General features: G+C 64.0%; 21 protein-coding genes. 8 read left to right on the forward strand and 13 right to left on the reverse strand.

The window, feature by feature from the left end; translation table 11 throughout:
- Positions 1-359 precede the first annotated feature (359 nt).
- The 4 genes from LDN85_RS16985 to LDN85_RS17000 all read right to left on the reverse strand — a co-directional run bounded on the left by LDN85_RS16985 (position 360) and on the right by LDN85_RS17000 (position 5318).
- Entirely contained in the window at positions 360-1823 is a 1464-nt protein-coding gene (locus LDN85_RS16985; protein ID WP_026541290.1) for an amino acid permease, read from the reverse strand.
- A 150-nt stretch (positions 1824-1973) separates the two neighbouring features.
- On the reverse strand, positions 1974-3023 hold the full coding sequence (locus LDN85_RS16990) for an FAD-dependent oxidoreductase (protein WP_223943618.1): 1050 nt from the start codon (positions 3021-3023) through the stop codon (positions 1974-1976).
- Complete coding sequence (locus tag LDN85_RS16995) at positions 3023-3370, reverse strand: molybdopterin oxidoreductase (RefSeq protein WP_223943619.1); 348 nt, start codon at positions 3368-3370, stop codon at positions 3023-3025. Before LDN85_RS16995 ends, LDN85_RS16990 begins: the two co-directional genes overlap by 1 nt.
- 280 nt (positions 3371-3650) lie before the next feature.
- Positions 3651-5318, reverse strand: coding sequence for an ABC-F family ATP-binding cassette domain-containing protein (locus tag LDN85_RS17000; protein ID WP_223943620.1), 1668 nt, complete (start codon positions 5316-5318; stop codon positions 3651-3653).
- Between the two features lie 236 nt (positions 5319-5554).
- On the opposite strand from LDN85_RS17000, the gene LDN85_RS17005 reads away from it, so the two are divergent.
- The 6 genes from LDN85_RS17005 (at position 5555) to LDN85_RS17030 (ending at position 11232) form a co-directional block, all read left to right on the forward strand.
- A complete protein-coding gene (locus LDN85_RS17005) occupies positions 5555-6805 on the forward strand; it encodes an Nramp family divalent metal transporter (RefSeq protein ID WP_026541294.1) in 1251 nt (416 codons plus the stop codon).
- A 46-nt stretch (positions 6806-6851) separates the two neighbouring features.
- The gene (locus LDN85_RS17010; protein WP_026541295.1) at positions 6852-7583 is read left to right on the forward strand and encodes a CPBP family intramembrane glutamic endopeptidase; all 732 of its coding nucleotides are present in this window, start codon (positions 6852-6854) and stop codon (positions 7581-7583) included.
- A 135-nt stretch (positions 7584-7718) separates the two neighbouring features.
- Positions 7719-8156: a VOC family protein gene (locus LDN85_RS17015; protein WP_223943621.1), complete on the forward strand. Its 438-nt coding sequence runs from the start codon at positions 7719-7721 to the stop codon at positions 8154-8156.
- Positions 8157-8177: 21 nt separating this feature from the next.
- Positions 8178-9140: a 1,4-dihydroxy-2-naphthoyl-CoA synthase gene (locus LDN85_RS17020; RefSeq protein WP_223943622.1), complete on the forward strand. Its 963-nt coding sequence runs from the start codon at positions 8178-8180 to the stop codon at positions 9138-9140.
- A gap of 10 nt (positions 9141-9150) precedes the next feature.
- A complete protein-coding gene (locus LDN85_RS17025) occupies positions 9151-10290 on the forward strand; it encodes an AMP-binding protein (RefSeq protein ID WP_223943623.1) in 1140 nt (379 codons plus the stop codon).
- Between the two features lie 60 nt (positions 10291-10350).
- A complete protein-coding gene (locus LDN85_RS17030; protein WP_026541299.1) occupies positions 10351-11232 on the forward strand; it encodes a 1,4-dihydroxy-2-naphthoate polyprenyltransferase in 882 nt (293 codons plus the stop codon).
- A 61-nt stretch (positions 11233-11293) separates the two neighbouring features.
- On the opposite strand, the gene LDN85_RS17035 is transcribed toward LDN85_RS17030, so the two are convergent.
- The gene (locus tag LDN85_RS17035; protein ID WP_026541300.1) at positions 11294-11605 is read right to left on the reverse strand and encodes a DUF4229 domain-containing protein; all 312 of its coding nucleotides are present in this window, start codon (positions 11603-11605) and stop codon (positions 11294-11296) included.
- Between the two features lie 87 nt (positions 11606-11692).
- Here LDN85_RS17035 and LDN85_RS17040 point away from each other — a divergent pair, with 87 nt between their 5' ends.
- Both LDN85_RS17040 and LDN85_RS17045 read left to right on the forward strand, forming a co-directional pair.
- The gene (locus LDN85_RS17040; RefSeq protein WP_026541301.1) at positions 11693-12133 is read left to right on the forward strand and encodes a PLDc N-terminal domain-containing protein; all 441 of its coding nucleotides are present in this window, start codon (positions 11693-11695) and stop codon (positions 12131-12133) included.
- A gap of 6 nt (positions 12134-12139) precedes the next feature.
- Complete coding sequence (locus tag LDN85_RS17045) at positions 12140-12766, forward strand: hypothetical protein (protein ID WP_223943624.1); 627 nt, start codon at positions 12140-12142, stop codon at positions 12764-12766.
- Here the strand turns inward: LDN85_RS17045 and LDN85_RS17050 are convergent.
- From LDN85_RS17050 to LDN85_RS17085, 8 genes are all read right to left on the reverse strand, one after another.
- Complete coding sequence (locus LDN85_RS17050) at positions 12735-14222, reverse strand: dynamin family protein (RefSeq protein WP_223945482.1); 1488 nt, start codon at positions 14220-14222, stop codon at positions 12735-12737. The genes LDN85_RS17045 and LDN85_RS17050 overlap by 32 nt on opposite strands.
- A complete protein-coding gene (locus tag LDN85_RS17055) occupies positions 14219-16108 on the reverse strand; it encodes a dynamin family protein (protein ID WP_223945483.1) in 1890 nt (629 codons plus the stop codon). Before LDN85_RS17055 ends, LDN85_RS17050 begins: the two co-directional genes overlap by 4 nt.
- A gap of 155 nt (positions 16109-16263) precedes the next feature.
- Positions 16264-17523 carry an IniB N-terminal domain-containing protein gene (locus LDN85_RS17060; RefSeq protein ID WP_223943625.1) on the reverse strand — a complete coding sequence of 420 codons (1260 nt, stop codon included), beginning with the start codon at positions 17521-17523 and terminating at the stop codon, positions 16264-16266.
- 175 nt (positions 17524-17698) lie between these two features.
- The gene (locus tag LDN85_RS17065) at positions 17699-19759 is read right to left on the reverse strand and encodes a LuxR C-terminal-related transcriptional regulator (protein WP_026541306.1); all 2061 of its coding nucleotides are present in this window, start codon (positions 19757-19759) and stop codon (positions 17699-17701) included.
- 3 nt (positions 19760-19762) lie between these two features.
- Positions 19763-21916, reverse strand: a complete 2154-nt coding sequence (locus LDN85_RS17070) for an Hsp70 family protein (RefSeq protein ID WP_223943626.1) — start codon at positions 21914-21916, stop codon at positions 19763-19765.
- A 220-nt stretch (positions 21917-22136) separates the two neighbouring features.
- Complete coding sequence (gene ccsB / locus LDN85_RS17075; RefSeq protein WP_026546507.1) at positions 22137-23204, reverse strand: c-type cytochrome biogenesis protein CcsB; 1068 nt, start codon at positions 23202-23204, stop codon at positions 22137-22139.
- Positions 23204-24919 carry a cytochrome c biogenesis protein ResB gene (locus tag LDN85_RS17080; protein WP_223943627.1) on the reverse strand — a complete coding sequence of 572 codons (1716 nt, stop codon included), beginning with the start codon at positions 24917-24919 and terminating at the stop codon, positions 23204-23206. The genes ccsB and LDN85_RS17080 overlap by 1 nt, the downstream gene beginning before the upstream one ends.
- Positions 24919-25674, reverse strand: a complete 756-nt coding sequence (locus tag LDN85_RS17085) for a cytochrome c biogenesis CcdA family protein (protein WP_026541310.1) — start codon at positions 25672-25674, stop codon at positions 24919-24921. The genes LDN85_RS17080 and LDN85_RS17085 overlap by 1 nt, the downstream gene beginning before the upstream one ends.

The following is a 25674-nucleotide window of genomic DNA, read 5'->3' on the forward strand; positions in this document are numbered from 1 at the left end:
CCACTCTGCCCGCATCACACCCCGTTTACCCAGCACAGCAGGCCCAACAACGCGAGGTCCGATCCTTGCGAGGCCCACTCTGCCCGCATCACACCCCATTTACCCAGCACAGCAGGCCCCGCAACACGAGCCCCGTTCCTTGCGAGGCCCACTCTGCCCGCATCACACCCCATTTACCCAGCACAGCAGGCCCCGCAACGCGAGGCCCGATCCTTGCGAGGCCCACTCTGCTCGCATCACACCCCGTTTACCCAGCACAGCGGGCCCCACAACGCGAGGTCCCACCAACGCAAACGGCGCGTGCCCCCGGAAGGAGGCACGCGCCGTCGTACGTTTGAAACGCAGGACCCAGCAGAGTCTTAGCTGAAAAGCTCGCTCTTGGGCTGGTTGTTCTTGACCTTCTGCCACCCGAGCCACAGGACCAGGGCGAAGAACGGAATGGTGGCGAGGGTCCACAGACCCAGCAGGAAGACCTCGCCGGTGGCTTTGTCGGTCATGGTGTCGAACCCGATCAGCACCGTGATGGCCAGCAGCGCGATAAGTCCGAGCCAGCTGGTCCACGGCGAACCGGGCATCGGCAGGCTGGAGACATTGCCGCGCTTTTTCCGCAGGGCAATCTGGCTTGCGAAGATCGAACCCCACGTGAAGATCACGCCGATGGAGGCCGTGTTCAACGCGAGGTCGAAGGCGTGCGAACCACCCAGCCAGATGTTCAGGAGGATGCCCACGAGGTAGACGCCGCCGATCGCAAGAATGGCAGCATAGGGCACATGGCGGGTGGACATTTTGGTGAGCCACTGGGGTGCGTGGCCGTTGTTGGCCATGGTGCGGAAGATGCGGCCGATCGAGTACAGGCCCGAGTTGCAGGAGGACAGTGCTGCGGTGATGACGATCATGTTCATCACATCACCCATCCAGCCCAGGCCCATCTGGCCGAAGACGGTAACGAACGGCGAGGTGCCGGCAACGTACTGGTCAGAGGGCAGGAGCATGGCGAGCAGCGTCACCGAACCGACGTAGAAAACCACAATGCGGATCACGACGGCGCGGATCGCCTTGGGAACTTCGCGTTCCGGGTTTTCCATCTCGCCTGCGGTAATGCCGACCAGTTCGATGGCGTTGTAAGCGAAGATCACGGCGTTCAGGACCAGGATCATCACCAGGCCACCCTTGGGGAACATGCCGCCGTCTTCGTGGAAGAGGTTGGCCACGGATGCATGGCCATCGCCCACCTTGGCGTTGGTGACCACCATGAAAGTGCCCACGGCAAGGAAGATCAGGATCGCGGCGACCTTGAGGCAGGACGCCCAGAATTCGAACTCGCCGAACGCCTTGACACTGAACAGGTTCACGGCCACCAGCAGCACCAGCGCAGCGATGGCGGACAGTTCAATGGGGACATTCGGGAAGAAGAACTGGAAGTACAGGCCAATGGCAATCAGTTCGGCGATGCCTGTCATGGCCCAGTTGATGAAGTACATCCAGCCTGAAAGGAACGCGCCCTTCTTGCCGAACATTTCACCGGCGTAGCTCACAAAAGAGCCCGAGGTCTGGCGGTACATGATGAGTTCACCGAGCGCGCGCATCAGCAGGTAAGCGATGACGCCGGCAATGGCATAGGAGAAGATCAGGGCCGGACCGGTGGAGGCCAGGCGCCCACCGGCACCCATGAAGAGGCCGACGCCGATGGCGCCGCCCATGGCGATCATGGTGACATGGCGGCGGCTCAGGGTCTTCTGGTATCCCTCAGCGCTGAGGGTTGAGCCCGAGGCGGCGGATGAGGCCTTGGAGCTCTGGAGATCTGTGGGAGTACTTTGCGGCACAGCTGTTCCTTGTGGGTTGGGGTATTGCTGTAGGTGTTACGCCCATGCCGGAACACAGGCGGCTTTGGCACACAAAATTCGAGTTTTCCCTCCTTTGAGGACCCGAAGTGTGACAAAGAACGCAGAACGCCGAAGCTTCGCGCAACCCGTCTATCTTACGGGATTAACCGGAATGCCCGTGACGCAGGCAACAGGGGGCTGTGGACAAAGGACGGAGGACCCGAGATACATCGAACGCCAATCCCAACCCGTGAGCTGGTCAGCCAGCACGGCGGCCTGCTCCCACACAGGTGCCACCTGCCCATAGACCTCACCGCGGTGCTGCGCGCACTCCCCCACGGCATGGATTCCTTCCTCATCCAAAACCCGCATATGGTCATCAACCACGATCCCCCGCTCCACTGCCAAACCGCTCACGACGGCGACATCGACCTTGGGTCTTTTCCCTGCGGCGAGCACCACCATGTCGCAGTCGAGGTCCGGCTGGTCGTTCAGCCCCACCCCGGTGATCCTGTCCGCCCCCCGGATCGCGGTGGTCCGGCTTCCTGTGTGCACCCTGATTCCCAGCGCCTCAACGCTTCGCCGCAGTGTTGCAGCGTCGTCGGGACCCAACTGCGCGCTCATCAGGTGGCTGCCCGAGTGGACCACGCGGACATCCATGCCGGCTGCACGCAGTCCCCGGGCTGCCGCCAAACCTGAAAAACCGCCACCAACCACCACTGCCCTGCTTTGCTCATCACTGCGCTGCCCGAGCCCGGCGAACTTCATGATCCTGCGGGTATCTTCCATGTTCCGGAAAGTAAAAATGCCCCGCCGGAGCGTTCCGCTGGGCGAATACAGCCCCTCCATGGATGGCAGGTAAGGGCGGCTGCCGGTAGCGATGATCAGGTGGTCGTACTGGACCACCCGGCCATCGGCGGCGAAGACGTGCCGGCTGAACTTATCGATCCGGTCCACCCGGACCCCGGCATGGAGGGTGATGTTGTTCGCCTGGTACCAGGGCAGGGAGTTGAGGAAAATGTCCGCCACGCTCTCCTCCCCCGAGAGGACATGGCTGAGCATGAGCCTGCTGTAGTTTGCATAGGGCTCCTCGCCGAACATGGTGATCTCAAAGAGATCGGCACCGCCCCTTGCCAGAATTTCTTCCACAACCCGGGCGCCGGCCATACCGTTTCCGACCACCACCAGTTGCTTCTTCATCAGTGCTCCACCATGCCAAGGTCCACCACCACGTAACCCCGAACGCCGGCCGGGGCCACGATGAACAGTTCGATCACCGAGCCGCCCTCAGTGTCCTCCACTACCCGCAGCGGAATGTGGACATCGCTCTTGGCCCCGATCGGAAAATAGCGCAGGGGAAGGCGGTCGCGCATCAGCACCACGGTGATCAGTTCCGCGCTCGAATTACCGCCGCGGAAGTAGAGCGTCTGGTTGATCACACCGTCCGGAACAAAGTGTGAAAGCTCGGCGTGCAGCGGAATCGGCTTATCCAGCCCCGTGCCTTCGAAGTTGTAGATGCCCTGCAGGAAGAGGTTCTGGATGATCACGGGGACAAGTCCTTTCGGCCGGTGCCCTTTCCATGGTGCTCCGCCGATGTTTCAGGACGTCCGCCGCCGTGTTTCCGAAGGCAGGACAGAGGGTAACGATCACTTTGCCAACAGCTCACCGACGCGGCAGGCCAGTGAGGGAACGCGCAGCAAGGGACGCGCAGCACGGGACACACGGCAAGGAACGCGCCGCACCGGATGCCCAGCAGGGAACACGCAGCACGGGACGCGCAGCAAGGAGCCCCACGGCGGAGCCCCACTGTGAAGCCAGCCAAAGCGGCTACCGCAGTTCGCCGCCCTGCATCCCGTAGCGGACCCATGAACCCGCCGAAGAGTCCCGGCCAGTCCCGCCAACGCGGGCGCAGTGATCGAACCACTCCCCGAGGGCACGGTCATGGCTCACGATCACCAAAGTCCCGGCAAACGAGGCCAGCGCGGACTCCAGTTGTTCAACCAGGACGGGCGCCAGATGGTTGGTGGGCTCGTCCACGATCATTGTTTCGTATCCGCCCAGCAGGAGCCGGGCGAGGGCGAGCCGGCGTTGTTGTCCTGCCGAGAGGCCACCGACGGGGACATGGAATTCGGCCGGCCGGAAGAGGCCCAGGCGGAGCAAACCCTCAGCGTGTTCATCGATGTTTCCACCCAAGCCTGCAGCGAACGCCGGAAGCAACCGCAGCGACGGGCGCGTCGGGACCTCCAACTCCTGCTGCAGATAACCCACGCTGCCCCGGACCGATACCGTCCCCTCGGATGGCTCCACGTTCCCCGTCAGCACCGACAGCAGCGTGGATTTACCGGCGCCGTTGGGCCCGGTGATGAGCACCTTTTGACCGGTCTCCACCCTCAGGTCGGTGCGTTCGAGCCTCCCCGGAACACTGACGCCCCGGGCTTCGAGCGCAGGATCCCCTGTTGCCACCGCAGCGGCTCCCACAGGTGCCGCCAGCTTCAGTGGCACCGGCGGCCGGTCCACGGGGTTTTCTTCAAGCCTGCGGAGCCGTTCCTGGGCGTTGCGGACTTTACTGGAGACCGCGCTCTGCAATGTGCCGGCTTTGAACCCGAAAGCCATCTTGTCGTTGTCGCGTTTGCGTCCGTAGCCCATGCGGTCACCCACAGTGGCGGCCTGGAGGCGTTCGGCGGCCATGGCATCGAGCCATTCATCGTATTGCTGGATCCACCGTGCACGTTCTGCGGCCTTCTCATGGAGGTAGCCTTCATAGCCGTTCCCGTAGCGGTTCACGGAGCGACGATCGGCGTCCACTTCGATGATGGTGGTGGCCACCTTCCGCAGCAGGACACGGTCATGCGAGACCACCACCACGGTGCCCCGGTGCGCGGCCAGCCGCGATTCAAGCCATGCGGTTCCGTTCGCATCCAGGTGGTTGGTTGGCTCGTCCAGGAGCAACGCCTCTGCGGGATCAGCCAGCAAGCAGGCCAGCGCCACGCGTTCCTGCTCGCCGCCGGACAAGGATCCAAGCGTTCGACGCCGGTCCAAGCCTCCCAGCCCCAACTTGTCCAGCGCTGCTTCCACCCGGGATTCGGCCGCGTAGCCCTCGCGGAGTTGGTACTCCGTTTGCAGGCTTCCGTAGAGCTCAAGTTCTTCGCTGCCGGCATCTGCGAGGCCTGATTCGAGGTCGAGGATTTGGGCTTCAAGGGAACGCAGCGAAGCCAGGGAGGAATCGATGGCGTCCCCAACGGTCACGGACTCGGAGAAGCCGTGGGTCTGGGCGAGGTAACCCACGCGATAGCCGGGGTTACCGCTCAAGCCGGCAGCGCCGTCGTCGGGGGTTTCCACCCCGGACAGCAGTCGCAGCAGGGTGGATTTTCCAGCGCCGTTTTCGCCGACGATTGCTACATGCTCGCCGTGGTGGATGGCGAGGTCAACGTTGTGGAGAAGTTCGCGGTCCCCATAGCCATGGGAAACGCCGGAAAGGTAAAGGTGGTCAGTCAAGAGGAATCCTCGCAAGTCCGCAGTGGGTGGCCTAAAGCCATGTGGGTACTGGGGATGCAGCCGCAGGAAGGGGGCTGCGCTCAAGACTTCATGGCTCAAGCCTGCCCATGGATGCCGGCCGCGTCAAGTTCGCGGCTGAGATGTCCCACGAAAACCGGATGCCCTAAATAAAACTTTTCGGTATGCCTAAATTTCGGTATTCTCAGAAGGAGAACCCCCAACGATGAGGATCCCCAATGGCTGCACCCGCACTGGAAAAACGTGCCACACCCGGCAAAGTATGGTCACGGCTTTTACTGCTGGGGCCCGCCTTCGTGGCCGCGATCGCCTACGTTGACCCGGGAAACGTCGCCGCCAACCTCACCGCAGGTGCAAACTACGGATACCTGTTGGTCTGGGTACTGGTAGTGGCGAACGCCATGGCCGTCCTGGTGCAGTACCAGTCGGCCAAACTTGGCCTCGCTACCGGGATGAGCCTGCCGGAAATCCTGGGGAAGCGGCTGGGAAACACGCGTCGGCGCCTCTACTGGGTGCAAGCCGAAGTTGTAGCCGGAGCCACGGACATGGCAGAGGTCATTGGTGGGGCTGTGGCTTTGAACCTGTTGTTCGGGCTCCCCCTGTTGGCCGGCGGAGTCATTGTGGGCATCGCCTCCATGATGTTGCTGGCTCTCCAGTCCCGGCGTGGGCAACGGTCCTTCGAGTACGCCATTTTGGTGTTGCTGGGAGTGATCGCGGTGGGGTTCGTCTCCGGGCTGTTCGTCAACCCGCCCGATGCCGCGAGCGCACTGGGTGGCCTGGTTCCGCGCTTTGAAGGCACCGACACCATCCTTTTGGCAGCCAGCATGCTCGGGGCCACGGTGATGCCCCATGCGATCTACCTCCACTCGGCACTGGCCCGCGACCGGCACGGGTTCTCACCTGACCCGCTGGTCCGGAACCGTTTGATCCGGGCCACCCGGACGGACGTTGTTGGCGCCCTGCTGCTGGCAGGGGTAGTGAACATCTCGATGCTGCTCCTTGCTGCCTCAAGCCTCCGCGGCATCGAAGGTACCGATACCATCGCAGGCGCCCATGCAGCGGTGACATCGGCCTTGGGCCCCGCGATCGGAGTCATTTTCGCGATTGGCCTGCTGGCCTCAGGACTGGCCTCCACGTCCGTTGGGTGTTATGCCGGGGCGACCATCATGGGTGGCCTCCTGAAAGTCCGCATTCCGCTGTTGACCCGGCGCGTCATCACCCTGATCCCCGCCCTGATAGTCCTGGGTGCCGGCATCGAGCCGACGCTGGCCTTGGTACTTAGCCAGGTTTTGCTCAGCTTCGGCATCCCGTTCGCCCTGATTCCGTTGATCCGCCTCACAGGCAAAAAGGAGGTCATGGGACTGCACACGGACTCCATGCCCCTTCGCATCGCCGGCTGGACCAGTGCCGTGCTGATCGTGGGATTGAACTGCGTGCTCATCACGCTGACTTTGACGGGCCAGTCCTGACTGGGCCCGCACTAATGCCGGGGCCACGCAAAGCTAGGCTGTTCACATGGGCACACCACTTTCCACCAAGGCACGTTTGTACAGGTTCACCGCCCTCGACGCCCTGGCAGTAGCGGTCTACCTCGGCTTTACTGCCTACTTCACTTTCGCGGGCGAAGCGGTGGAGCGGTTCATGCTCCAACTGTTCCCCGAGCCGGCCACCGCCTCCTATGCCGTCAATGCCCTCTTTTATGCCGGTGTCGGAATATTTGCAGTGGCCTCCGCGTGGCGCGTCGCAGGGCGCGACCTCAAGATCCTGGCCACCCGCCCTTGGTTCACCCTCGGAATGATCCCGCTGGCGATCGTGGTGATGCTGATCCTCACGGCCGTCCTGGTGGCGGCATTCGGTACGGCACAAAGCTCCGAAAACCAGTTGGGTATCCAAGGCCTGCTGCAGCAAGTACCGGCATGGCTGATGGTGCCGCTGCTGGTGCTGCTGGGCCCGTTCGTGGAGGAGTACTTGTTCCGGCACCTACTGATCGGCAAGTTGTCGCAGTACGTGAACATCTGGATCTGCTGCGTGATCTCCGTGGTGGTTTTCGCCTCCATCCATGTGGTGGGCCGTGAAGGACTGGTGTTGTCCGCTTTGGCGCCGTACCTGGGAATGGCCGTGGTCTTGGTGGCGGTGTATGTCTGGACAGGGAAGAACCTGATGTTCTCCTACTTTGTCCATGCGGCGAAGAACCTCATGGCAGTAGTGCTCATCTACGCCATCCCGCCCGAAATGTTGCCCAACTAAGTCACCTTTTTGAGCGTGGCAAGCGCGCTTGAACGCGACTCAAACACGCTTGAATGCGCCCCAGGCGTGCAATCCGGACCAAAAATGACCGCATCCACCTACCGGCCACCCGTCGCCGGGAATAGCGTGGTGGGCATGACACTGAACATCCAGGTAGTAGTCGATTGCAACAAGCCGCATGAGCTCGCCGATTGGTGGGCCGAAACGCTGGAATGGAACGTGGAGCCCCAGGATGAGGCCTTCATCCGGTCCATGATCGAGCAGGGGTTCGCCACGGAGGACCAGACCATCACCCACAAGGGCAAGCTGGTCTGGGCCGACGGCTGTGCGATCGTGCCTGCCGAGGACACCGATCCCAAGACCGGCCGCCGCATCCTGTTCCAGACAGACCCCAAGCAAAAGTCCGTCAAGAACCGCGTGCACTGGGACGTCAGGCTGGACGGCCGGGACAAGGATGAGGTGCGCAAAGAACTTGAAGCCCGCGGCGCCAAACACCTGTGGACCGCCAATCAGGGACCCCACGAATGGCACACCATGGCAGACCCCGAGGGCAACGAGTTCTGCATCAGCTAAGGCCATTACTAGACTCGGAGTGTGAACAACCAACTCCCTGCCAAGGTTTCCGACGTCTTTGACCCCTCACGCTGGCGCATGGTTTCCGGCTTTGACGACTTCAAGGACATGACCTACCACCGGCAGGTAGAGCGCTCCGCTGACGGCACGGTCAAGGACCTCCCTACGGTCCGGATCGCCTTCAACCGCCCCGAGGTCCGCAACGCGTTCCGCCCGGGCACCGTGGACGAGCTGTACCGCGCCATGGACCACGCGCGCATGACTCCGGACGTCGCCACCGTGCTGCTCACCGGCAACGGACCTTCGGAAAAGGACGGCGGCCACTCGTTCTGCTCAGGCGGGGACCAACGCATCCGCGGGCGCGACGGCTACCGCTACCAAGTAGAAGGCGCTGCGGGTGATTCAGCTGAGTTTATCGACCCCGCCCGCGCCGGCCGTCTGCACATCCTGGAAGTCCAGCGGCTCATGCGGACCATGCCCAAGGTGGTCATCGCCGTCGTTAATGGTTGGGCGGCAGGCGGCGGCCACTCACTGCACGTGGTCAGCGACCTCACCATCGCCTCGCGCGAGCACGGCAAGTTCAAGCAGACCGACGCCACGGTGGGAAGTTTCGACGCCGGATACGGCTCTGCGCTGCTGGCCCGCCAGATCGGGCAGAAGGCCGCCCGGGAAATCTTCTTCCTGGCCCGCGAATATTCAGCCGATGACATGGTGCGGATGGGTGCCGTCAACGAGGCCGTGGACCACGCCCGGCTGGAAGAAGTGGCCCTGGAATACGCCGCTGACATCGCCCGCCAGTCGCCGCAGGCCATCCGCATGCTCAAATTCGCCTTCAACCTGGCCGACGACGGACTGGCAGGCCAGCAGGTCTTCGCCGGCGAAGCCACCCGCTTGGCGTACATGACGGACGAGGCCGTGGAAGGCAAGGAAGCGTTCCTCCAGAAACGCGATCCCGACTGGTCCAGCTTCCCCTACTACTTCTAGGACTCACCCTGTGGACATTGATCCCGTACTCAAAGCCCTGATGGCCGCCCTCCACGGCGAGGGTCCCGCCGTCGAAATCGTCCTGGACGAGAGCGGCGCGCCGCAAGCAGTGCCGGTGGAGACCGGCGTCGAGGACGCGGCAGTGGTGGTGCGCACCTCCGGTTCCACCGGGACGCCCAAGGCCACCATCCTGACCATCGACGCCCTTGCAGCATCCTCGGTCTCTACTGCCATGGCCCTGCGCGGTGAAGGCCAGTGGTTGCTGGCGCTCCCCCTGCAGTACGTGGCCGGTGTCCAGGTGCTGGTCCGCTCGCTCTATGCAGGCACGCGCCCGTTGGTGATGGACCAGTCCAACGGCTTCACACCGGAGGCCTTTACCGCTGCCGCGGAGGAACTCACGGACAAGATCCGCTTCACGTCCTTGGTACCCACGCAACTGCAGCGCCTCCTGGACTCCCCCGCGCCGGAAACCCTTGCCGTCCTGCGCCGCTTCAACGCGATCCTGCTCGGCGGCGCTCCCGCCTCCCCCGATCTCCTCGCCGCCGCGCACGCCCAGGGACTCAAGGTGGTGACCACCTACGGCTCAGCCGAGACTTGCGGCGGGTGCGTGTACGACGGCGAGCCGCTGGACGGCGTCGAGGTCCGGATCGGCGAAGGTGATCTGGAAGGACGCATCCTGCTCGGCGGCGACACCGTTGCTGCCGGTTACCTCGATGCGGCCCGGGCTTCCAAAGCAGCCTTCTTCGAGGAGGACGGCGTCCGCTGGTACGTCACCGGCGACCTCGGGGAGCTGTCCGACGACGGCAAGCTCACCGTCCTGGGACGGGCCGATGACGTGATCATCACCGGTGGCGTCAAAGCCTCCGCGGCCTTCATCCAAGGCAAGCTGGAAGAGCTCGACGGCGTCACCGCGGCTTTCGTGACCGGCGTCCCGTCGCGCGAGTGGGGACAGGCCGTGGCAGCTTACGTGGCGGTGACGGATCCGAGCCCCGAAGGCATCAAGGGCTTCACGTCCCGGCGCGAGGCAGCACTGGGCGTCCTGGCGCCCAAGACAGTCCTGGCGGAGAACGAGTTGCTCATGCTCCCCAACGGAAAACCGGACAGGCTGGCCATGATTGAACAGCTTTCCGAACTGCATCAGGGACAATAGACACGTTCTTCCCTCCCCGAACCGACTCAAGACAACCGCGAAATACACGAGGTACTACACGTGGCGACAGCTGCACAATGGATCCAAGGAGCCCGGCTCCGCACACTGCCCGCGGCGATCGCGCCCGTCCTGATCGGTTCGGCAGCGGCGTACGAGCTCCATGCGTTCCGGCTGCCCAACGCGATCCTGGCTGCGCTCGTCGCGCTGCTGCTCCAGATCGGCGTCAACTACGCCAATGACTACTCCGATGGCATCCGCGGCACCGATGAAGACCGGGTAGGCCCACTGCGCCTTGTGGGATCCGGGGCTGCGTTGCCTGAGCAAGTGAAGTGGGCAGCGTTCGGACTGTTCGGCGCCGCGATGATATGCGGCTTGATCCTGGTCATCATCACCCAGGCGTGGTGGCTGATCCTGGTGGGCATCGGCTGCGTCCTGGCGGCCTGGGGCTACACCGGTGGCAAGAATCCCTACGGTTACATGGGATTGGGCGACGTTTTCGTGTTCGTATTCTTTGGCCTTGTAGCCACGCTCGGCACCACCTACACCCAGGCCGGGCAGGTCAGCCTGGCCGCGGTGATCGGTGCGATTGGTACGGGACTCATCGCGTGCGCCCTGCTGATGGCCAACAATGTCAGGGACATTCCCACGGATACGGCTGCGGGAAAGCGGACCCTGGCGGTGCGTCTTGGGGACCGGCACGCCCGTGAAAGCTACGTATTGATGCTGGCCGTCGCCATTTTGCTGGTCATCGTCCTGGCTCCCACCAAACCGTGGATGCTGATCGTCCTGCTGCTGATCCCGGCATGCTTGATGCCGGCCTGGTTGATGGTGAACGGGAAGAAGCGCAAGAGCCTCATCCCCGTCCTCAAGCAGACCGGCATGATCAACCTCGGATACAGCCTGCTGTTCTCGCTGGGTCTGATCCTGAGCCGCGGCTTCTAAGTTTTTGTACAGCTAACGCCCCCAAGAAGGCTTCTTGGGGGCGTTAGCTGTACAAAAACTCCTAGAGGGAACCCGGGCGTTTGTCGTTGTTCACGGCGATGTCCGGGTTCTTTTCCACCAGGCCATCTTCCGCTTCGGCGTCCTCAACCTCGCCGGCAGTCCTGATGGGCTTGGCCCTCCCGGAGAAACGTTCGCGCATGGCTGCCGTGGCGGCGTCGCGCTGTTTCTGGAAGAACAAATAGCTGATGGCGAACGCCATCAAGCCGGCGAAGATCACCGCCGGGATCAGTCCGACCCCCAAAAAGTAGAAGAGCACGAGCAACGGCACGAACAGCGCCAGACGAATGAGGGAATACTTCAGGAAAGCCACCATCCAAGTTTAGCCGCCCCAATGGTTGCACTCTGGTCACGGGCAAAAGAGGGCGTCCAGCGAATGGCTTCCGGCGACTAGACTTGGTGCATGCTCCGCGTTGTAGGCGTCGTCGTTGTCCTGGTCATCTTCGTCTATGCCCTGGTGGATGTTATCCGCACGGACAAACACCAAACACGCGGTATTTCCAAACCCGCGTGGATCATCGTGATGATCGTCCTGCCGTTGCTGGGTGCCGTTCTCTGGTTCATCTTCGGCCGGCCCTATGGCAAGCCCACCGCCAAAACCGTTCGCCGCTATCCCACAGCACCGGACGACGACCCCGAATTCCTCCGCAACCTGGAAACCCGCCGCCGCAACCAAGCCGAGGATGATCGCCTGAAGAAGCTGAAGGCCGAGCTCGAAGCCAAGGAACGCGAACTCGGCGACAAACCTTCCGATGGCTCCGGTGAGGCAACGGGCAACGGTTTCAAGCCTGGCGATGCCAAGCGCAGTGAGCCGGATCCCCATGACACCGACGAGCTGAAGTAGGTAAACATGGCCCAACAAGCCGATGGTTCACGGCAGTCACCTTCCACCACGCCATCAGCCAACGGGCCATCAGCGCCTCCCCCACCGCCACCCCGGCCGGGTATCTCCCTTTCCGTTCCACCGCCCATCGCCGCAACTGTCCAGCCACCCGGTATCGCACGGCTCGCCCGCTCCTTGTGGATTGCCGGCTTCGCGGCAGGAATCGCCGTGGTGGTCTTCGGCTTCCTTGACCGTGATGCACACTTTGAGCGCCTGAAGGGTGTCATTTCAGGCATGGTTGCCGACGGTGACGCCCAAGCCGTTGACGGGGCCACCGCCGTCGTATTCCTGGGCAGCCTGGCCATGATCGCCCTGGTTGTGGCCATGGAAGCGGTGCTGCTCGCGGTGCTTTTCAAACGCCGTGTCTGGGCACGGTGGGCTTTGGCTCCCCTGGTACTCCTGCACGCAGTGGTGACAGTGATCACCGCCGACTTCGTGGTGGCTCCCGGAGCGGACGGCGTTTTGGCCACAGTGCTGTTGGCGGCCCAGTTCATCCTTGCTGCAGCGGGCCTGATCCTGCTGTTTTTCCCCACCACCACCGTCTGGCTGCTGAGCGAGAAGTTCAGCGAACGGCTCGGTGAACGGCCGGCATAGCAGCCAGCATCCCCTCGCAGCTTCGCATCACCACACGGCAGGCCTCCAGCGCGGAGGACTCGGTCAGGGGATTCTCAGCGATCAGCCGCCAACGGTTCAGGCAGGTCCTGGCTGCCTCGCTGACTTCCCCGGCATCTGCGTCCGGCGCCAGGCCCAGCCTCAGCGGGGAAGTGCTGCCGCGGCCGCCCACCAACCGTTCCGCCTCAGCTTCCTGCTCCTCGTCCAGTCCCACGCCACCCGTACGCAGCGCGGCGAGAAGTTTCAGTTCCCGGAACTCATGGGCGCCGGTTTGAAGCCGTTCCAAGGCAGCTTCCAGCGACGCCGCACGTTCCCGGGGCGCGCCGCGCACCAATGATTCCAAACCCACGACGACGGCCCGCGCCTTGAGTGCGTCGGCGCGGGTCTGGAACAGGTAACTGATGCTGTCCAGCAAGGTACCGAGCCCGCTGCGGCGGGCGAGCTCGTGGGCCAGCTCCGTGGGATCCGTGGTTCCGCCCCTGATCAGGGCAACACCCAAACGGATCCCGAACAGCCCGAACCGTTGCACCAGGGAAGCCTTGATGGACGGCTGCAATCCCTCCGGTCCCGTACCGCGCACAAAACGGTCTGCGGACAACATCATCCGTTCCCGCTGGTTCCGGTCCATGTGCGCCAACAGCATCATGGCGTCACAGTCCCCCTGGCGCATGGTCCGTGAGCTTTGTGCCAGCAGACCGGCGACGGGCACCACCCCCAGTGCCAGTGGTTTGAGGTTCTGGTCCCGGCTGTACCTGTCGGCGATGACTGCTGCCGAAATCAGGGAATCGATCCTTCCGGCTCCGATCTCATCGGCCCTGGACAGGACAGCCAAGGCATTGACAGTCCCGGATCGGCCGGCCGCAGTGTCCTTGAAGGATTCCAGGAACCTCACGTCGGAGGCGTGCATGTGCCGCATGAGATAGATGACGGCGTCCGCGGCCGTAGGTTCGTCCTCCGGCAGCAGGAAAGCCGTGGATCTCACGGAGACATCCTCGGACAAGGACGCTATGCCGGGGGTGTCGATCAAAGTGAGTGGGCGCAAAGAGGCCGACGGCCATTCCACCACCAGCCGCTCCACGTCCTCGGCCGGCGTCTCACCCAGGGACAGGACCAGGCGGCCGTCTTCACGGGTCACCGGAAGGTTCCGGGGTCCGCCCCTGAACGGGTAGAGCGTGATTTTGGGCGCGTGTCCGTATTGGTACCACGTGACCAAGCGGGTGCATTCCCCGGCGTCCGTCGGGGCAATCTCTTCACCGATGATCGCATTGAGGAGCGTTGATTTCCCGGCCTTGACCATCCCTGCAACGGCAATGCGCAGCGGCCCCTTAAGCCTGCGGTCCAACTCGTCCACCACTGCGAGGGCAGCGGTGTCATCGCAGAAGACGTCCCGTGCGTGCCGGAGCAATTCCGAGGCTCCGGCGATTCCGGATTCCATCAGCCGGCGGGGACCGTCGAGGTGGAGGGCCCGGTTGGTTGCATATCCGGCGCCGGCTGCTTTTCCTGCGTTGGCTGCTTTTCCTGCAGTTGCTGCGCTTGCTGTGCCAGGGTGTCCAGGGCCTTGATGTGGTTCCGGATCTCCTTGATCCTCATGTCCCGCTCCGCTGCGTAAATGGCGGCGGCTTTTTGCGCGGCTGCAACGGATTCGGCCAGGGAACGATGGTGTTCTTCGGCGATCTCGGTGAAGTGGTCCCGGGTGGCGCGCTGGACCAGCCGCAGCCTGTCCTTGAGCTGTTTACCCACTTGGAACACCACATCGTCCACGTGCTTCCTGACCAGGATCTTGGCCTCTGCTTGCCGTTGTTTCAGCCGGGCGGCTTTGTCTTCCCGGTACGCCTTGCGCCCCAGCAGGAGTCCGGCCCCAACGGAGAGCGGGTTAATGAGGGCCATCCCGAAGATGCCTGTCAGGAGGCCAAACATCAGTACACCTCCATAGGAACCCCGCATGCCGATCAAAACCTTCTGGAGGGGCCCAAGCCCGCCCTTGTCCATGTCCTGGATCCCGGCGACGGGGTCCAGGACCCCACCGGTATCGGCTACTTTCAAGGCCGGCAGGGCCACCTCTTCTTCGGAAAAGTGATCCGCAACCTGGCTGGCCAGCCACTGGGCCCGCTCGCTGGTCCAGACAAACGTATCCGAGACGGCAGCGGCGGTGCTCTGTTCCAGCCACTGGGTGAAGTGCTCCCAAGCGGGTCCGGGATCCCCTTGGTCAATGGCTGATTCGGCTTCGCGCTGTATCCGGCGCAGCCTGTCCTTCAGGTCGTACTCCATGTCGGCTATAAGGTCCCCGATCCCATCGTTGAGGGTGATCTGCCAGCGGGCGGACCGCTTGCGCAACGCGTCGGCGTCCTCCTTGGCCGCGTTCAGGCCGGCAATCATCTGCGGCGTTCCTTCGGGATTCTCCAAGGCACCGAGCTCCGATTGCAGGGCGAGCCTCAGGTTTTCCGCAACGGACAAAAGATCGTGCCCGACCGAACGCCGTTGGATGGCCGCGGCCTCCCCCACGATGTTGTGCTTCAGGTGCTGGATCAGATCCGGAAATCCTGATTCGGCGTTCAATTCCGTATCCTGCAGCCGTGCTGCCTGGAGGCGCAGCTCGGACGAAACCGGGAACAGGGGAATGTCCGGTCCCACCTCGGCCAGGTGTTTGCGGTCAAGGTCCGCGATCTGCCGCCAGCTGGGATAGAGGTCGGTCTTGGACAGCACGCACACCACGTTGGGGCTGATGCGCATGGCCTGGCCCAGGAAGCGCATCTCCGGTTCGGTGTACTCCTGGGACGCATCGGAGACGAACACCACGGCATGCGCCGAGGGAAGCGCCGTCAGTGTTGTCAGTGTGTGCGTTGACCCGAGCCCGCCGACCCCGGGCGAATCCACTACCGTCAGCCCACCGGCCAGCAGTTTCCTGGGCAAGGCAACTTCCGCTGCCACAATGTGCTTCGCGTTGCCGGGGTTCCCCTTCTCGGAGACATAGTGGGCCAGATGGTCCAGCGGAACGGGCCGGCGTTCAAGGGTTCCCTCATGTCCAGCCACTTCGCTTGCGTGCTCCGACGGGTCATCCTCCGCAGCGGAAACCAGGACAACGGCCGACGCCGGGTCCCCCTGCCGCACCACGGTAGGCACAGTGGTGGAAATGTCGTCATCCACCGGGCACACAGGGGCATTGACCAGGGCGTTGATCAGTTGGCTCTTGCCCTGCTTGAACTCTCCGACGACGATCACCCGGACGCTGGGATCCTTAAGGCGGTCGCGGGTGCTTTCCAGCCGGCGTCGAAGATCGTTCCGATCCCCCACCAGCGCCATGGCCTGCTCCACCAACGTGGTCATCCGTGCTGCTTCGGTCACCGTAGGTCCTTTGTTCGTTCTGTTCCGGTGCTGCCTTGTGAGGCCACGAAGTGCCCGGCAGACGGTGAACTGTCTGCCGGGCACTGCTGGGGGTACTTCGCGTCGCAGCCTTCGCTGCGGTGTCTGGATCTTCGGAGCTAGTCGATTTCTACGTCGTTGTCCGCTACGACAATGGAATCCGTGATCTCGTTGTACTCCACGTCCACGTCTTCGACCTCCAGGTTGGTGGAGTTGTCGAACTCGAGTTCGTTGTCCGCAACCACCACGTTGTCCTCGATGTTGGTGTATTCAACATCCAACTCGTTGTCCTGGATCACGGTGGAGTCGTAGTTGACCTGGACGTCCTCCACGTTCACCGTGGTGGAGTTGTCCGGCGAGTACTCAAGATCCAGCTCGTTGTCCTGGACCACCACGGAGTCGTTGATGAGCTGGACGTCCTCAACATCCACGTCCACGTCCGTGGAGTTGTCATTGAAGGAATCCGAGACGTTGACCGAGTTGTTCGAGTTGTCCGTGTGGGTGGAGTTGTCCTCGTTGAAGGAGTCCTCGATCTCCACGTCAACATCAACATCGGTGTTGTAGGAGTCCTTGGTCACCGAGTTGTCCGAATTGTCGTTGAAGGAATCCTTGACCTCGATGTCCGTGTTGCCCACCTCAACGTCCCCGGGGCCGGACTCGTTGATGGTCATTGAGTTGTCGGTCGAATGATCGTCGGTATTGGTGGTTGTAGTCGTGGTGGTGGTGTTGCCGGAATGGCTGACGTCGTCACCGGCTGCAATGGCACCGTCGCCCGATGCCGTAACGGCGTCCTGGTTGAAGAGCTGCGTGACGTCGCCGTCGGCCCAGATGTTCTGGTTGACCGATTGGTCCACAATCGTGTCGCGGTCATCAATGGTGGTGGTGTAGGAGTAGTTGTTCACCACGTGGACCAGCTGCTGAACGGCATGGGCATGGTCGTCGTGATCCTCATGGCCACCGCCGCCGCCACCGCCGTGACCGTGATCGTCATCGTCGTCGTCATGGCCGCCCCAGCCACCACCGCCACCGCTACCGCCGTGACCGTGATCGTCATCGTCGTCGTGCTGGCCACCCCAGCCACCACCGCCACCGCTACCGCCGTGATCGTCATCGTCGTCGTGCTGGCCGCCCCAGCTGCCACCGCCCGTGGAGGCGTGGTTGCCGCCGGTGTTGTATTCGCGGTCGAACGATGAACGGGCGTTGATGGGTGCGTAGTCCAGGACTACGGGACGAACAGCGTCGACGTCGGCGGATGAAACGTCACGGAGGCCCGCAGCGGCAAGTGCTGCTTCGGGGTCCCGGACAAAGTCCTCTGCGGCGTCGGGATCGTTGAACAGGCTCATCAGGAACTGCACGAGCTGTTGTGCGAGTGTTGGCATTGGAGTGCTCCCTCAAATTCTGTGATGGGTGGTGAATGGCCCGGCGCCTTTGCCGGGCTCCCCTTCAAGCTATGACCGGGGCGGGGAACGGGGAATCGGGGGTGGTCCCCCTACTGCCGGCAACACCGTTAGGGGATTGCGGTGATTCCCGTTAGGGGGTGGAGGGGGTTGCCGGTCAGGGAGGCGGGTACCCCTCCCCCAATGCCAGGCGCAGGCGGACCAGGAGTTCCGAGCGGTTTTCTGCTCCGAGGCGCCGCCGCATGCGTGCCACATGGTGCTCTGCCGTGCGGGGTGAAATGTAGATGGCCTCACCGATTTCCCGGTAGGTTTTCCCTTCCAGGAGAAGCCGCGCCACTTCACGTTCCCTGGCACTGAGCCCTGAAGCATCCCCTTGGTTGATGGGGTCCGGAACGGTGGTTCCCGCAACGTCACGGTGGAGTTCTTCCGCCCGCTCGCTGCTCCCACCCGACTGGACGCCCTGGGGATGGAGGTCCCTGGCACAGGCCAGCAACCGCACCATGTCGCGGCGCTCCTCTGCGTGCGCCGCAGCATGGCCTGCCAGCCTGGCCCCTTCCCAGGGCATCCCGACGGCGGCCAACCCGCGGGCCGCCTCTTCGACGTCGGGCGCTTCAAACCGGCCGGCCAGCACCGAAACCCACGCTTTGCCACCAGCGGCCAGAACAGAGGCCAGGTGGCTGTGTTCGGAAGCCCGGACCAGCGCAGCAGCGTGCGGCGCGAGATCTGTGGGACTTTCGCTCAGCAGCGCAGCCTGGACCGCCGCCCAATGCAACGGCACCGACCACAACGGCGGATTTCCCAGCCTCCTCAGGAGTTCCCACGCACCATCCAAATAGTGTGAGACCCGGTGGGCCTCCCTCAACCGCGCGGCGGAAATCATCAGCTCGCCCCATGGCAGCAGGCTGTACAGGTCCACCGATACGTGCATCATGGCTTCCCGGGCCCTGTCCCAAGCCAGGACCAGCCCGTGCACTTCGGTGCCCCGCCGTGCCAACCCCACTTCCAGCGCTGCCAGCAGCAGCTCATCGCGGGGCGCCAAGGGCCAATGGTTCGCCTTGACGGCCTCGTTGATGGCCAATCGTGCCTCGTCGGCGTTGTCCTGCTGCATGGCGGACCATGCCTGCAGGAGGAACAGCCGTGGACGCGCGACATCCCCGCCCTGGCCCGCGGCCAAGGCGGCCCGGAGCACGTTGTCCGCCACCGCAGGTTCCCCGCTGTGGAGGGCGCACAGAGCGGCCAAAGCACCCGGAGTCTCCGGCAAGGGAATAGCGGCGGCTGAGGCATTCATCATGTCCGACGCCCTGATGAGCTCCGGCAGCGCCAGGTGGGGCGCGGGTCCAAGGGTCTGCCGAAGGCCTTCCTGGGTGAGGGTCAATGCCACCGCGAGGAGGGTCGGGGACCCCCCAGTCCTGCCGGATGCCAGCATCTCTTCGGCTTGTACCGCGTTTCCGGAACCGATCAGGGCCACAGCGGCCAGCGGCGCAGACCCCTCCAGCCTGTCCGGTCCCAGCCAGCTGTAGGTATCAGCACTCCGGTTCAACATGCCGCGCTGGGCCCATACCGCGGCGGCCACGTCCACCCCCAATCGAAGGTCAGGTGGCTCCGGCAGGGCAAGCAGCCTGTCCACAATCCTTCCGGCACCGTCCAGGTCTCCCGTGGCGGCCAACGCCTGGGCCCGTTTGGCGGCGTTCTCCAGCTTGCTGTTTCCTGCGAGTACTGCCTCGGCGTAGAGATCCACGGCAAGTCGCGGATCACTGTCGAGGAGATCATTGGCGGTCGCTTCAAGTTCCGCGGCAACGCGGGCGTCCTGCAGCCCACTCCTGGCAAGGTCCCGTGCGAGGTCGCCCAAGGGCCGGCCTTCGTGGAGGTGCTTGTCCACCAGCTCCCTCTGCAGCGCCCGGATGCGGGTGGTCGGGGTCCCTTGGAGCAAGGCGTATTGCGCCGTACCCACCACTGAACCGTCGGCCAGCAGCAACCCTGCGTCCCTGGCTGCGGTGATGACCCCTTCCAGTCCGTCATGGGCTTCCAATCGCTCCGGCAGGGGCGAGGGAAGGGTGAACCCCACGGACAGGGCCAACAACAATTCGCGGACCATCGCAGACCCGCCGGACAACTCCGTCAGGTGCGGGGGGACTTCATCATTGGGGAGGGAATCCATGAGGGGGTGATCGTGGAGCCCGGGCGGAAAGTGCCGTGGCTGATGGTCATGTCCCGTCATGGGCTAGACCGCCGACAACAGCGCTGGATCCGCAACGGGGACGGTCTGCGTGGGTGCGGGATCAGCTGTGGCGGGCGGCGGTACCGGATCCGGCGCGGGCTCCGGTGATGCCGGGGGCGGGGCCTGGGTGATGCTCGGCTCAGGCTGGGGCAGCGTCGGCTCCGGCGACGGCGGTGGAGGTGGTGGTGGAGGCGGCGGGCTGACCGGGTCCGTGGGTGTGGCAGGCGGAATGCTGGGTTCAGTGACCGGAGGCGGAGTGGTGGGAGTCGAGGTGGGAGGAGGATCGGTGGGACCACTGGCAGCGCCGCCCGTAGGTGCGGGCGTAGGGGTGCCGGTTCCCGGAGTGCCGGGCGTCCCCGTGGTGGGGGTACCCGTTCCGGGTGTTCCGGTGCCGGGTGTTCCGGCGCCCGGGGTTCCGGCGCCCGGGGTTCCGGTGCCCGGGGTTCCGGTGCCCGGGGCAGGAGTGGCGGTGCTGCCCGTTCCGCCCGTGGCCGCACCCGGTGAGTTGCCAGAGCCCGCACCGGCTGGGTTGCCAGTGGCCGATCCCCCGGCGGATCCTGTGCCCGTCCCGGCGCTTCCGGTCCCAGGCCGGACGGATCCCCTCCCCGTTCCGGCCCTCGTGGCGCCGTTCCTGGCGCTGGCTTCAAGTCCCGGTCCTGGGTTACGTACCACCGGTGTCTCACCGGTGCTTCCTGCTCCCGCTCCGCTGCCCCCGCCACCGGAGGCTGCCGGACCGCCGTCGCGCATGACATCGGCAGCCTGGTTGCCGAACATCGTTGCCAACAGCCCGCGGGCATCGGGGCTTTGCGCAGCAGTGGCCGTAGCAATGGTCAGCACCGCCGCAGCTGCTGCGGCTGCCGCAGCCATCCGAACGCGAGGCCGTGACGTTGTGTGCCGGGTAGGTGAGCTGGAGGCGTTCCTCAAGGCGGCCAAAGCCGGCGGTCGCATGATCCCCGACGGCCGGCGCAGCGCGTCATCGGACGGTACCGGCCCCACCGCCGGCGCTGTGGCAGCCGCCTGGCCTGTGGCTTCAACCATGCCCGCCGCAGCCGCCGGGCCTGTGGCTTCAACCATGCCCGCCGCAGCCGCCATGCCCGCAGCAGCCACTGCCGCGCCGAGGCAGATGGAGGACTTCGGATCGGCGTCGACGGCGATGGGCCGGCCAAGTTCGACCGAAATCATCTCAGCCACCAAGGGAATGCGGGATGAGCCTCCGATGAGCAGTACGGCACGCAAATCATGCGCGTCCACGTTGATGCCCTGCAGGCTTCGTTCCAAGGCTTCCACCGTTTCCCGGAGGGGTGCCTCGATCAGCTCTTCGAATTCGGCCCGGACCAGGCGGACGGACTGCTGGGTTCCTGGAAGGGAAACGGCCACGCTGGACTCGCTGTCCATGGACAGCGCCTCTTTGGCTTCACGGCATTCCCGCCGCAGCCGCGCCAGGGCTGCCAGGGTTTCCGGTGCCATCGGATCCATGTCCACCGCAGGGCTCACGTGTCCCATGACGTGGCGCAGGACGGCTGCGTCAAAATCAGCCCCGCCAAGGGTTTCGATACCGTCGGGACGGCCCAGCAACTCAAAGTTCCCGGCTCCGGCTTTACGGAGGATGGCGGTGTCAAAGGTGCCGCCACCCAGATCGTACACAGCGATGATGCTGCCATCTTCCACGCGTGTCTGGGAGGCGTAGTGCAGGGCCGCCGCTTCCGGCTCGCTGATCAGCGTGATGTCCGACAAGCCCGCCAGGTCCAGGGCAGCCAGGACTGAAGAGACACGATGCGCGCCCCAGGCGGCGGGGTGCGTCATGATGATCGACGACGGTTCCGAACCCTCACGCTCCCGGGCCCTGTCCACTACCCACGCCGCCATGGTGGCGTACACGTCCTCGGCGGTAAGCCATCCCTCGCCAACAGCGAGGGGAACGGAATCCCCGATCCGGCGCTTGAATTCACGCACCATGTGGTGGGGCTCGTCCAGACCCCGACGTTCGGCTGCTTCGCCTACCAGCACGCGGCCGTCGTCGGTGTAGAACAGCACGGAGGGTACTGCACTGCCGTGCAAACCCAGCGGCAGGACTTCCGGTGGCGTGCCTTGATCGGGCCTGGCAAGGGCTGCAGCGGTAAAACTCGTCCCGACGTCAATGGCGAGAACATAGCTCATGGGTACCTCGAAAGAAACACGGCGCAACGCTGGCGGACTGCATCACAAGCGGGTTCTGAACAAGTTAGCACTAGCTTTGGACAGGAAAAAGGCTTGTTTAGTGCACCGTTTTGACGTTTCTCAGAGGTTCGGGCCCGAGCCTGGGACAACGCCCCTGCTCAGGCCCGGATTGGGACCCAGGGGCCGGATTCGGATCCGGGCCCGGATTTGAAGCCCCGTTTTAGAGCCCGGAGTACGAATGCAGGCCGTTGAAGACCGTGTTCACCAAGGTGAAGTTGATGATCACACAGGCGTAGCCAACGATCGACAACCATGCAGCGCGGGTTCCGGTCCAGCCCCTTGTTGCGCGGGCGTGAAGGTAGCCCGCGTAGACCACCCAGATCACGAAGGTCCAAACTTCCTTCGGGTCCCAGCCCCAGAAGCGGCCCCAGGCCTTCTCGGCCCAGATGGCACCGAACATGAGGGTGAACGTCCAGCCGATGAAGGCGATGGCATTGATGCGGTAGGACAGGTTCTCCAGGCTCAGCGCGTTGGGAACCAAGCGCATGAAGCCCAGGTTGTCCGCACGGCCGGCGGCGAGGTTCTTCTGGCGGTATGACTGCAGCAACTGCAGCACGGACATCGCGAACGTCAGGGTGAACAACGCTGAGGAGAGCACTGCGATGGAGACGTGGATGATCAGCCAGTAGCTCTGCAGCGCCGGAACCAGGTGGCCCACCGGGGTCCAGAAAGCAGCGGAGGCTGCAACGAGCATGATGATGGCCAGGCCGATCACGAACGTGCCCAGGAAGCGCAGGTCGCGGCGGATGAGGACAATCAGGAACACGGCAACGGCAACAAAGGCACCGGTGGTGAGGAACTCGTACATGTTGCCCCACGGCACACGTCCTGCACCGAAGGCACGCGTCACAACGCCGGCCCCGTGAATCAGGACACCCAGGACCGTCAGCGCTACCGCCACGCGGGCAGGTGCCCGGCGTTCGCCGCCGTATTTCATGTCGCCGGCGGCGGTTCCGCCCTCATAGGTGAGGCCCGACGTCGGGCGCTCGGCGCGGCCTGCCGGCCCACCGGCGTCGGAACCTCCCAGGCCTGACCTGACCCGGCCTGCTGAAACCGTGACCTTTTCCTCGACGGTGCTGGCCGCGGCCTTCAGGTCCACGGCGCGGAGCACCTTGCTGCTCTTGGCCAGGTCCCAGGCAAAGGCGATGAACGCCACGGTGTACGTGCCGGCGGCCAACAGCATGAACAGCTCGCTGTACTGGCCCAGGGTTTCGTTGATGGCTGGCATTACTGGTCCTTCGAGGTTGAGGAAGATCCTGCTGTTGTCGGAGCGGTGTCCTGCGCATCCGGGATGTTCCATTCCCGGGCAAAGATCTCGCGTAGTGCTGCTGATTCGCCGGCCAGGCGGTGGTCTTCACCGCGGGCCAGCAGTCCGTACTCCACCATGGTGCGGCCATCGGCATGGGTTCCGCTGCGGACCCAGACCCGGCGGCGGTTGATGTAGAGCGACATCACCAGGCCGGCGACCGCGAGGAATCCAAAGATCAGTGCGTAGAGCTGGCCGGGGTTGTGGTGGATGTCCACGCCGATGTACTTCTTGACGCCGTCGAACGTGATGCTGCCCTTACCCTCGGGCAGGTTGGCGGTGGCGCCCGGGGTCAGGGTGATGCCACCGGCGGCGAGGTCGCGGGCGTTGAGGGGCTTGAGGTCCTTGACGTCCAGTTCGAACACGTTCTGGGGCACGCCTTTGTCCAAGCCGAGATCGCCGTAGAACGAGTTCAGGCTCAACTGCGGATTGAACAGCTCAGGTGAGGCACTGAATGACGTTCCGTTCTCGCTGACGAACGCCGTGGGAAGGAAGAAGCCGACAAAACCAAGTTGTTCCGGCTTGGCGTCGGGGACCTTGATGACCACGGACGAGTAATAGTTGTCGCCCTGAACCTTGGCCGTGACCGGGCCTTGGAAGGAGACGTTGCCCTCCCCGTCGCGGACCGTAATCATGGGGGCGTAGCCGTTACCGGTGAGGTAGAGGCTGGTACCGCCGAGCGACACGGGATCGTTGACCTTCAGCGTTTCCTTCTTGGCCGGAGAGTCCGGGCCTTCCTTGGTGGTCACCTCGGCCGTGTAATCGATCGGCTGGCCCGCTTTGCCCGGCGATTCGCGGTCGAACGTGGCCTGGAACTTGTCCAACTGCATGGAGTAAGGCTGGAGTGCGCTGCTCTGGAAGTTGGTTCCCGGCGTGAACTGGTCATAGCCCACCAAGGTGTTGACGAACGTCTCGCCCTCCACAAGGATCCGCTGGCCGCTGTATCCGTACAGGCCACCAATGGCCACGGACACCAGCACGCCGATCAAGGACGTGTGGAACACCAGGTTGCCCACTTCCTTCAGGAAGCCACGCTCGGCACCCAAGGACGGCAGGGCGCCGTCGACGTCCCTGACTTCAACGCGGTAGCCGCGCTTCTTGAGCAGCCCGGCGGCATCGTTGATGGCCTTCGACGCCGGGATCCCGGCGTCGGCGGGCAGCGCAAGGGTGCCGTACTCCGGCAGCCGCGAAAGGCGCTTGGGGGTGCGCGGCGGCTGCGACTTCATGGCCTTGTAGTGGGCGATGGCCCGCGGAGTGACGCAACCGATCAGAGAGATGAACAACAGGATGTAGATGGCGGAGAACCATGCCGACGAGTACACGTCGTAAAGCTGCAGGGCGTCCAGGAGCTCACCGTAGGACGGGTTGTCCTTGATGTACTGCGTCACCACTGACGGGTTTGCCGGCCGCTGCGGGAACAGGGACCCCGGGACCGCGCCGACTGCAAGCAGGAGCAGCAGGAACAACGCAGTGCGCATGCTGGTCAGCTGGGTCCATGCCCACCGGAGCATGTCTTTGAACCCGAGGGCGGGCAGGGCTGCCTCGGACTTGGCCTGCTGGAGCTTGCCATCCGCTGCGTTCCCAGTGGCGCTTTCAGCGGACGGTGACTTCTTCTTGGCTTTCACGGACTCGCTCATCAGATTGGCAACTTCACATCGTTTTGGAACCAGTACTGCAACTCGGTCACCCAGGTTCCCCACACGCCGGTGGCCATCAGGATGCCGAGCAAAATCAGGATGCCCCCGCCAATCCGCTGGATGGCCAGCCGATGCTTCCGGAAGAAGGACATGACTCCCATGCCACGGCGGACGGCCAAGGCGATCAGGAGGAACGGGATGCCCAATCCCAGGCTGTAGACGAAGGCCAGGAGCGCACCCTTTGCCGCCGATGAACCACCGGACAGGCTCAGCAACTGTACCGCGGAGTACGTCGGGCCAATGCAGGGCGCCCAACCCAGGCCGAAGGTCAGCCCCAGGAGCGGTGCGCCCCACAGTCCGGCCGGAGGCTTGGCATGGATCTTCGCATCACGCTGCAGCCAGCCGAAGCCACCCATGAACACTATGCCCATGATGATCACCAGGATGCCCAGTAGTTGGGTTATCCAGGCATTCTGCGGACCGGTCAGCAAGGTACCCAACTGCCCGAACGCGCCGCCCAGGAGGACAAAAATCACCGAGAAACCAAGGACGAACAACCCGATACCGGCAAGCATGCGGCCACGCCGCTGCTTTTGGAGGTCGACGCCGGTGAGTCCGGTGACGTAGCCAAGGTACCCGGGCACCAGGGGCAGCACGCACGGCGAAAGGAAGGAGACCAGCCCGGCCAGCAAGGCCACCGGCACAGCCAGCAGCAGCGATCCGTTGAGGATCGTCTCGGCGAAGGGACTGTTCAT

The sequence above is a fragment of the Arthrobacter sp. StoSoilB20 genome (genome assembly GCF_019977295.1).
Classification (GTDB): domain Bacteria; phylum Actinomycetota; class Actinomycetes; order Actinomycetales; family Micrococcaceae; genus Arthrobacter; species Arthrobacter nicotinovorans_A.

Excerpts from the sequence above, each read along its gene's own strand:
- LDN85_RS16990 (WP_223943618.1), bottom strand. The coding sequence starts at position 3,023 with ATGAAGAAGCAACTGGTGGTGGTCGGAAACGGTATGGCCGGCGCCCGG.
- LDN85_RS17005 (WP_026541294.1), top strand. The coding sequence starts at position 5,555 with ATGGCTGCACCCGCACTGGAAAAACGTGCCACACCCGGCAAAGTATGG.
- LDN85_RS17010 (WP_026541295.1), top strand. The coding sequence starts at position 6,852 with ATGGGCACACCACTTTCCACCAAGGCACGTTTGTACAGGTTCACCGCC.
- LDN85_RS17015 (WP_223943621.1), top strand. The coding sequence starts at position 7,719 with ATGACACTGAACATCCAGGTAGTAGTCGATTGCAACAAGCCGCATGAG.
- LDN85_RS17035 (WP_026541300.1), bottom strand. The coding sequence starts at position 11,605 with ATGGTGGCTTTCCTGAAGTATTCCCTCATTCGTCTGGCGCTGTTCGTG.
- LDN85_RS17040 (WP_026541301.1), top strand. The coding sequence starts at position 11,693 with ATGCTCCGCGTTGTAGGCGTCGTCGTTGTCCTGGTCATCTTCGTCTAT.
- LDN85_RS17045 (WP_223943624.1), top strand. The coding sequence starts at position 12,140 with ATGGCCCAACAAGCCGATGGTTCACGGCAGTCACCTTCCACCACGCCA.
- LDN85_RS17055 (WP_223945483.1), bottom strand. The coding sequence starts at position 16,108 with ATGACCACGTTGGTGGAGCAGGCCATGGCGCTGGTGGGGGATCGGAAC.
- LDN85_RS17060 (WP_223943625.1), bottom strand. The coding sequence starts at position 17,523 with ATGCCAACACTCGCACAACAGCTCGTGCAGTTCCTGATGAGCCTGTTC.
- LDN85_RS17065 (WP_026541306.1), bottom strand. The coding sequence starts at position 19,759 with ATGACGGGACATGACCATCAGCCACGGCACTTTCCGCCCGGGCTCCAC.
- LDN85_RS17070 (WP_223943626.1), bottom strand. The coding sequence starts at position 21,916 with ATGAGCTATGTTCTCGCCATTGACGTCGGGACGAGTTTTACCGCTGCA.
- ccsB (WP_026546507.1), bottom strand. The coding sequence starts at position 23,204 with ATGCCAGCCATCAACGAAACCCTGGGCCAGTACAGCGAGCTGTTCATG.
- LDN85_RS17080 (WP_223943627.1), bottom strand. The coding sequence starts at position 24,919 with ATGAGCGAGTCCGTGAAAGCCAAGAAGAAGTCACCGTCCGCTGAAAGC.
- LDN85_RS17085 (WP_026541310.1), bottom strand. The coding sequence starts at position 25,674 with ATGAACAGTCCCTTCGCCGAGACGATCCTCAACGGATCGCTGCTGCTG.